Origin of the sequence: uncultured Oscillibacter sp. (assembly GCF_910587525.1) — a bacterium.
Classification (GTDB): Bacteria; Bacillota; Clostridia; order Oscillospirales; family Oscillospiraceae; genus Oscillibacter.
Genome location: NZ_CAJULS010000125.1, coordinates 1 through 6,743 on the forward strand (window position 1 = coordinate 1; position 6,743 = coordinate 6,743).

6 protein-coding genes and 1 pseudogene are annotated in these 6,743 nt (G+C 61.9%); 3 read left to right on the plus strand and 4 right to left on the minus strand.

Annotation, left to right across the window (positions count from 1 at the left end; genetic code table 11):
• The 4 genes from QZ326_RS10395 to QZ326_RS10410 all read right to left on the minus strand — a co-directional run.
• Positions 1 to 749, minus strand: a 749-nt coding sequence (locus tag QZ326_RS10395) for an amidohydrolase family protein (RefSeq protein WP_295744902.1), incomplete at its 3' end; no start/stop codon positions are given.
• Positions 750 to 1,130: 381 nt separating this feature from the next.
• A complete protein-coding gene (locus tag QZ326_RS10400) occupies positions 1,131 to 2,057 on the minus strand; it encodes a sensor histidine kinase KdpD (protein ID WP_295744904.1) in 927 nt (308 codons plus the stop codon).
• A gap of 5 nt (positions 2,058 to 2,062) precedes the next feature.
• On the minus strand, positions 2,063 to 2,767 hold the full coding sequence (locus QZ326_RS10405) for a response regulator transcription factor (RefSeq protein ID WP_295744906.1): 705 nt from the start codon (positions 2,765 to 2,767) through the stop codon (positions 2,063 to 2,065).
• 14 nt (positions 2,768 to 2,781) lie between these two features.
• Complete coding sequence (locus tag QZ326_RS10410; protein ID WP_295744908.1) at positions 2,782 to 4,362, minus strand: peptide chain release factor 3; 1,581 nt, start codon at positions 4,360 to 4,362, stop codon at positions 2,782 to 2,784.
• 462 nt (positions 4,363 to 4,824) lie between these two features.
• Here QZ326_RS10410 and epsC point away from each other — a divergent pair, with 462 nt between their 5' ends.
• The 3 genes and pseudogenes from epsC to cysS form a co-directional block, all read left to right on the plus strand.
• Positions 4,825 to 5,487, plus strand: a complete 663-nt coding sequence (epsC, locus tag QZ326_RS10415) for a serine O-acetyltransferase EpsC (RefSeq protein WP_295744910.1) — start codon at positions 4,825 to 4,827, stop codon at positions 5,485 to 5,487.
• Complete coding sequence (locus tag QZ326_RS10420) at positions 5,487 to 6,143, plus strand: hypothetical protein (protein ID WP_295744912.1); 657 nt, start codon at positions 5,487 to 5,489, stop codon at positions 6,141 to 6,143. Before epsC ends, QZ326_RS10420 begins: the two co-directional genes overlap by 1 nt.
• A gap of 31 nt (positions 6,144 to 6,174) precedes the next feature.
• Positions 6,175 to 6,743: pseudogene (gene cysS / locus QZ326_RS10425) on the plus strand (cysteine--tRNA ligase); the annotation flags it as partial.

Here is a 6,743-nt window from a genome sequence, read left to right on the forward strand (position 1 = left end):
ATGATGAACTGGCCCCGCTCCAGCTTGGCGATGGCGTCCTGGAGGTCGTGGCACTCGTGGTCGGAGTATACCCCGGCGGCGATGTAGGCGTTGAGGTCGTTGCCTATGAGGTCCGGAGCGTGGCCGTCAATCTTCTTGTGGTGGGCCTGGGCCGCCACGATCTTCTCCACCGGCTGGTCGTCTCCGGCGATGATGCCCACAAAATTCATCATCTCCGCCAGACCCTGGACCCGGGGATGGTCATAGAAGGAGTCAATGGCCCGGTAGTCCAGCACCGCGCCGGACTCGTCCAGAGGTGTGGCCGGGACGCAGGAGGGCAGCATGAACCGCACGTCCACCGGCAGGTCCTCCGTCGCCTGGAGCATGTACTCAATGCCGTCAGTGCCCATGACGTTGGCGATCTCGTGGGGGTCGGTGACCACGGTGGTGGTGCCGTGGGGCAGCACGGCCTTCACAAACTCCCGGGGGGAGACCAGAGAACTCTCCAAGTGGATGTGGGCATCCAGGAAGCCGGGGAGGACGATCCTGCCGGCGCAGTCCACCTCCGTTTTGCCGGAGTAGTTCCCCATGCCCACGATGAGCCCCTCCGCCACGGCAATATCGGCGGTGCAGAGCCGGTTGGCAAACACATTGACATAGACGGCGTTTTTCAGCACCAGGTCCGCCGGCTCCCGTCCGGCGGCGGAGTCGATGATGCGGCGCTTTTTCATAAGCTTCCGGTTGATCTTGCCCGCGTAACTCTCAGACATGGGACCACTCCTTCTCAATATTGATCTACTATTATTTTAGCTTATATCGAACATAAACTAAAATAATATATTGTGAGTAGTATACAACAAAAGCGGGTAGTTGTCCACAATATTTTGAAAAAATAGCAAAAAATACCGGGCTCTGCATAATAGCCGCAGGGGCCGCAAGCGGACCTCCTTGAAAACCGGCCGCCGGTTTTCAAGGGCTTTGGTTATATTGACAGGGCCCGGCAGGAGAATTTTAGAGCAATTTCCCAAAATACTGAGAAAAGTTCAGCGGTCCGGGAAAGGCATATCCGCGTTGCCGTCCTTGGCGGGCGTCAGCCCGCCTATGTCCTCCGCCTTGCTCTGCATTCCCCGTCCACGTTTCCTCTTTTCTCATTATTTCTGGGAACTGCTCTCAGTTCTGGGCAGGAAGAGGGAGAACTTGGCTCCCTTTCCCGGCTTGGAAAAGACCCGGACATAGCCACCCTGGCTCTCGGCGATCTGCCGGGTCAGGTACAGCCCGATGCCCACGCCGTCCGTGTTCCAGGTGTCCGCGGAACGGTAGAACCGCTGAAAGATCTTGGCCTGCTCCGCTTCGGGGACGCCGGGGCCGGTGTCGGTGACGTTAATCCGGCAGAACAGCTCGTAGGAGACGGCCTGGAGGGTGACGGCGCCGCCGGGAGGCGTGTACTTTACGGCGTTGTCCAGCAGGCAGCACAGGGCCTCCGCCGTCCACTTGGGGTCAAACACCGCAATGACTTCCCCCGCCGGGACCAGGGTGAGGATCACGCCCTTTTCCGCTGCCCGGGGGGTGAACTGGGCGGCGCAGTCCTCCAGCACCGGGGCCAGGAGCGACAGCCGGGGGTGCAGGACCAGTACCCCGGTTTCCAGCCGGGAGGTCTTTACCAGGGCGTCGATGAGGGTCCGGAGCTTCTCCGTCTGGCTCTCCAGGGCGGCGAGACAGTCCCGGCCCTCCGGGGGCAGGGGCTGCTCCCCCAGCAGCTGGGCGTAGAGCAGAACGTTAGCGATAGGGGTCTTGGTCTGGTGGGAGATGTCAGCGATGAGGGCTTTGATCCGGTCCCGCTCCGCCTGGGTCCCCCGGGCCTTGGCGGCGGAGGCGGCCAGGTACTGGGCCAGCCGGACCTCCAAAGCGGAGAGGCGGCTCTCGTCAAAAACCTCTTCCCGAAAGGTTCCCTGGATGGCCCTGTCCAGCATGTCGTCCAAATGTCTGTAGATGCGGCGGAGGCGGAGCCGGTCCCACAGGACCAGGGCGGCCGCCAGCACCGGCGGCAGGAGGATCCAACTGTCTGATATATGATTCATACCGGTCATAATCCTGTCTGTTTTTCCGGCCGGAGAGGGTCCGCCCATGTGTAGCCGATGCCGTAGACGGTTTTCAGATACTGGGGTCTGGAGGGGGTGTCCTCCAGCTTGTCCCGCAGGCGCTTTACCGTGACGGACAGGGCGTTTTCGTCCACGTACTCCGCGCCGTCATTCCACACCCGGTCCACCAGGACGGCCCGGGGCAGGGTGCGGCCCTGGTTTTCTACCAGCAGCCGCAGAAGCTTCTGCTCCGTTTTGCTCAGCTCCACCAGAGCGCCGTCTTTTCGGAACTCCATCCGGCCAAAGTCAAAGGCAAAGGGACCCAGGACGGTCCGGTCCGCCGGGGCTGGCCCTCCCCGGCGCAGCTGGGCATTGACCCGGGCCCGCAGCACCGCCAGGGAGAAGGGCTTGGTAATATAGTCGTCCGCACCGGACTCCAGCCCGGTGACGATGTCCGTCTCCATGTCGTTGGCGGTGAGGAGGATGATGGGCAGGGTAGAGGACTGCCGGATCTGCCGCAGCAGCTCCAGCCCGTTGCCGTCGGGCAGGTTAATATCCAGAATCAGCAGGCCGAAGGCCTGGGATACCAGCGCCGCCTGGGTCTCGGCCAGGGTGCGGCAGAGAACGGCCTCCAGCTCCGGGTGCTGAAGGGCCAGCCGGATGCCTTCTCCCAGGGCGATGTCGTCTTCCACAATCAGGATGCGCCTCATGGTGATTCCCCTCTTTACACGGAGAGCGAGTCCGCCAGCTCCAGCCCGGGGTTGTGCTTGGTGAGGAAGCCCACGCTCCACTCGCCGCCAAAGGCCACCAGAAGCCTCTCCCGGAAGTCCTCCAGAATGGCGGAGCCGGTGCACAGCACCAGGTCCTCCGGCTTGCAGGGGCAGGCCGTGATGAGCCGCAGGTGGTCGTAGGGCAGGCCCGTCATATACAGGTCCACGCCGTACTCGGACTTCATCCGGTACTCGAACACGTCAAACTGCAGCGTGCCCACCACGCCCACGATGACCTCCTCCATGCCGGCGCCGGGGAGCTTGAAGATCTGGATGGCGCCCTCCTGGGCGATCTGCTCCGTGCCCTTAATAAACTGCTTGCGCTTCATGGTGTCCTTGGGGGCCACCCGCATAAAGTGCTCCGGCTCGAAGGTGGGGATGCCGGAGTAGCGGAACTTCTTTCCCGGCACAGTGACGGTGTCACCAATGGCGAAGAGGCCCGGGTCAAACACGCCGATGATATCTCCGGCGTAGGCCTCCTCCACGATCTCCCGCTCCGCGGCCATCATCTGCTGGGGCTGGCTCAGGCGCAGTTTCTTGCCGCTCTGGACGTGGAAATACTCCGTGTCCCGCTGGAACTTTCCGGAGCAGATGCGCATGAAGGCCAGCCGGTCCCGGTGGGCCTTGTTCATGTTGGCCTGGATTTTGAAGACGAAGGCGGAGAAGTTCTGGGAGAACACGTCCACCTCCCCCTGGTCGGACACCCGGCTCAGGGGAGCGGTGGTCATGCGCAGAAACTCCTCCAGAAACGGTTCCACGCCGAAGGTGGTGAGAGCGGAGCCGAAGAACACCGGGGACAGCGAGCCGTTTCGCACGGCCTCCAGTTCAAACTCCCGCCCGGCCCCCAGCAGCTCCACCTCCTCCCGCAGCGCGGCGGCCCTGGCCTGGCCGATTATGCCCTCCAGGCCGGGATCGTCCAGGGCGATCTCGGCGGAGCGGACCTTCTTGCCCCGCTCCTCGGCCTGGAAGAAGAGGATGCGCTGCTTTTCCCGGTCGTAGACGCCCTGGAATTCCTTTCCGCAGCCGATGGGCCAGTTGACGGCATAGGTGTCGATACCCAGCTCCCGCTCCACCTCCTCACACAGCTCCAGCGGGTCCCGGGTTTCCCGGTCCATCTTGTTGATGAAGGTAAAGATCGGGATGCGCCGCAGGGCGCAGACCTTGAAGAGCTTCCGGGTCTGGGGCTCCACGCCCTTGGCCCCGTCGATGACCATGACGGCGCTGTCCGCCGCCATCAGGGTGCGGTAGGTGTCCTCGGAGAAGTCCTGGTGGCCGGGGGTGTCCAGGATGTTGATGCAAAAGCCGCCATGCTGGAACTGCATGACGGAAGAGGTGACGGAGATGCCCCTCTGCTTCTCAATCTCCATCCAATCGGATGTGGCGGCCCGGGCCCGCTTGCCCTTGACCTCCCCGGCCTGGGCGATGGCCCCGCCGTAGAGCAGGAATTTTTCCGTCAGCGTGGTTTTGCCGGCGTCGGGGTGGGAGATGATGGCGAAGGTGCGCCGCCGGGAGATTTCAGAGCGGTAGTCAGACATAGTACCTCCATGCGCCGCAAGGGCGCTTTCAAAAAGTTCAGCAGGCCCCGGGACCGGGGCGGAAAATACAGCCTATTCAATGTACCACAGGAAGCTGGGATTTGCAAGGGGAATGGACGGCGGCGCCGGGGTCCGGCGGGGAAAAATTTCTTGACACGCCCCGGGAATCCTGCTAATATAATGAACCATAAAAACTGCATAGCGCGATGAACGGAAAGAGTAACAGAAGCTCCAAGGACCAGAGAGGGCGCGTCACCGGCTGAGAGCGTGCCTGCGGCGGAGACTGTGAAAGTGCATCCGGGAGCGAGGGGATGCCCCGTCCGGCCCGCGTCAAGGGCTTTTGAGTGAGAAATGAGAGTGGAACCGCGATTCGTCGCCTCTTGTGCCGTCTGGTGCAGGAGGCGCTTTATTTTGGCTCTTGGGGCATGTTCCCAACCGCCCTTTTCGATAGGAGCTTTTGCCATGGAAGAATATACCCCCCGGGCCGCGGGCCTTCTGGAGGCCTATCAGCGCCGGGACCCCGCCGCCCGCAGCAAGCTGGAGATTCTACTGCTCTACCCCGGCGTCCACGCCGTCTTTTACCACCGTGTTGCCCACTGGCTCTACTGCCATAAGCTGAAATTCCCGGCCCGCTGCGTCTCCCAGTGGAGCCGCTTCTGGACCGGCATCGAGATTCACCCCGGGGCCCAAATCGGCCGCCGTCTGGTAATCGACCACGGCTGCGGCATCGTCATCGGCGAGACCGCCGAGATCGGGGACGACTGCCTGATCTACCACGGCGTCACCCTGGGGGGCACCGGCAAGGACCAGGGCAAGCGCCACCCCACCATCGGGAACAACGTGCTGATCTCCTGCGGGGCCAAGGTGCTGGGCCCCTTCAAGGTGGGGGATAATGCCCGCATCGCCGCCAACGCCGTGGTGCTCACCGGGGTCCCGGAGGGGGCCACCGCCGTGGGTATCCCCGCCAAGGTGGTCCGCATCGCCGGACAGACCGCCCACTTCGCCGACGAGGTGGACCAGACCAGCGTGGAGGACCCCACCCAGAAAATGCTGGAGATTCTCTCCTCCCGGCTGGACCTGTTGGAAAAGCTGCTGGATGAGAAGTTTCTGGAGGAGAAGGTATAATGGAACTGAGGGAGCTCATTCGGGACTTATATGGCGTGGACCGGCCCCAGGGCTGTGACGACCGGGAGATCGCCGCCGTGAAGGAAATTTTCGGGGATATTCCGGCGGCAGTGGAGAATTTTTACCGCACGGCCGGCCGAAGTCAACAGATTACCCGGCATGATGATATGTGGTTTTTTCCGGAGCATTTCCAGAGGTGGAGGCATCTGGCGCAGTCAGACCACTTTCCTCTGCTCTGTGAAAACCAGGGCGTCTGCCGGGCGGAAATTCGCAGGGAGGATCTCTCCCTTCCCGACCCGCCGGTGTATACCCGAATGGAGGACGGCGGCCCCTGGCTGCTCTCCGCTCCCACCGCCAGCGAATTTCTGGAGGCGGCTTTGACCTATGAGGCTGTATGGCAGCTGAAATACTCCGTGGAGGAATACCATCGGCTGACCGGCGAGGAATTGGCGGTTGTGCAGGCCAGGCTGAACAGGCGGCCCTGCGTTCTGAAAAACTGGATGGACCTGGAGATCACCTTTTACAGCAGCCGCCCCGACAATTTAGTGGTGGTCATGGACGCGGACGATCATTATGAGGTTCTCTACGGCGGAGTTACAGAGGAAAGCTATGCCGCCCTGCTGGAGGTCATGGAGGGGCTGGGCGAGCCTGTCTGAAAAGAACATTACAAAATGGAGGATAAAGACCATGTATCTATACAATTCCGCGACCCACAAGAAAGAGGAGTTCAAGACCCACACCCCCGGCCGGGTGGAGATGTACACCTGCGGACCCACGGTGTACCACTTTGCCCACATTGGCAATCTCCGCAGCTATATCATGGAGGACGTGCTGGAGAAGTACCTCCGCTTCGCCGGGTACGACGTGAACCGCGTCATGAACATCACCGATGTGGGGCACCTCTCCAGCGACGCCGATACCGGCGAGGACAAGATGCTCAAGGGCGCCAAGCGGGAGAACAAGTCCGTCATGGATATTGCGAAGTTCTACACCGACGCCTTCTTTGAGGACTGCCGGAAGCTGAACATCAAAACTCCGGACGTGGTTCAGCCCGCCACGGGCCTGGTCGGCGACTATATCAGGATCATCGAGAAGCTGGTGGACACGGGGTACGCGTATCTTGCCGGGGGCAACGTGTACTTTGACACCTCCAAGCTGGAGCGGTACTACGTCTTCAACGACCACGATGAGGAGGACCTGGCCGTGGGTGTCCGGGAGGGCGTGGAGGAGGACGCCAACAAGCGCAACCGAAATGA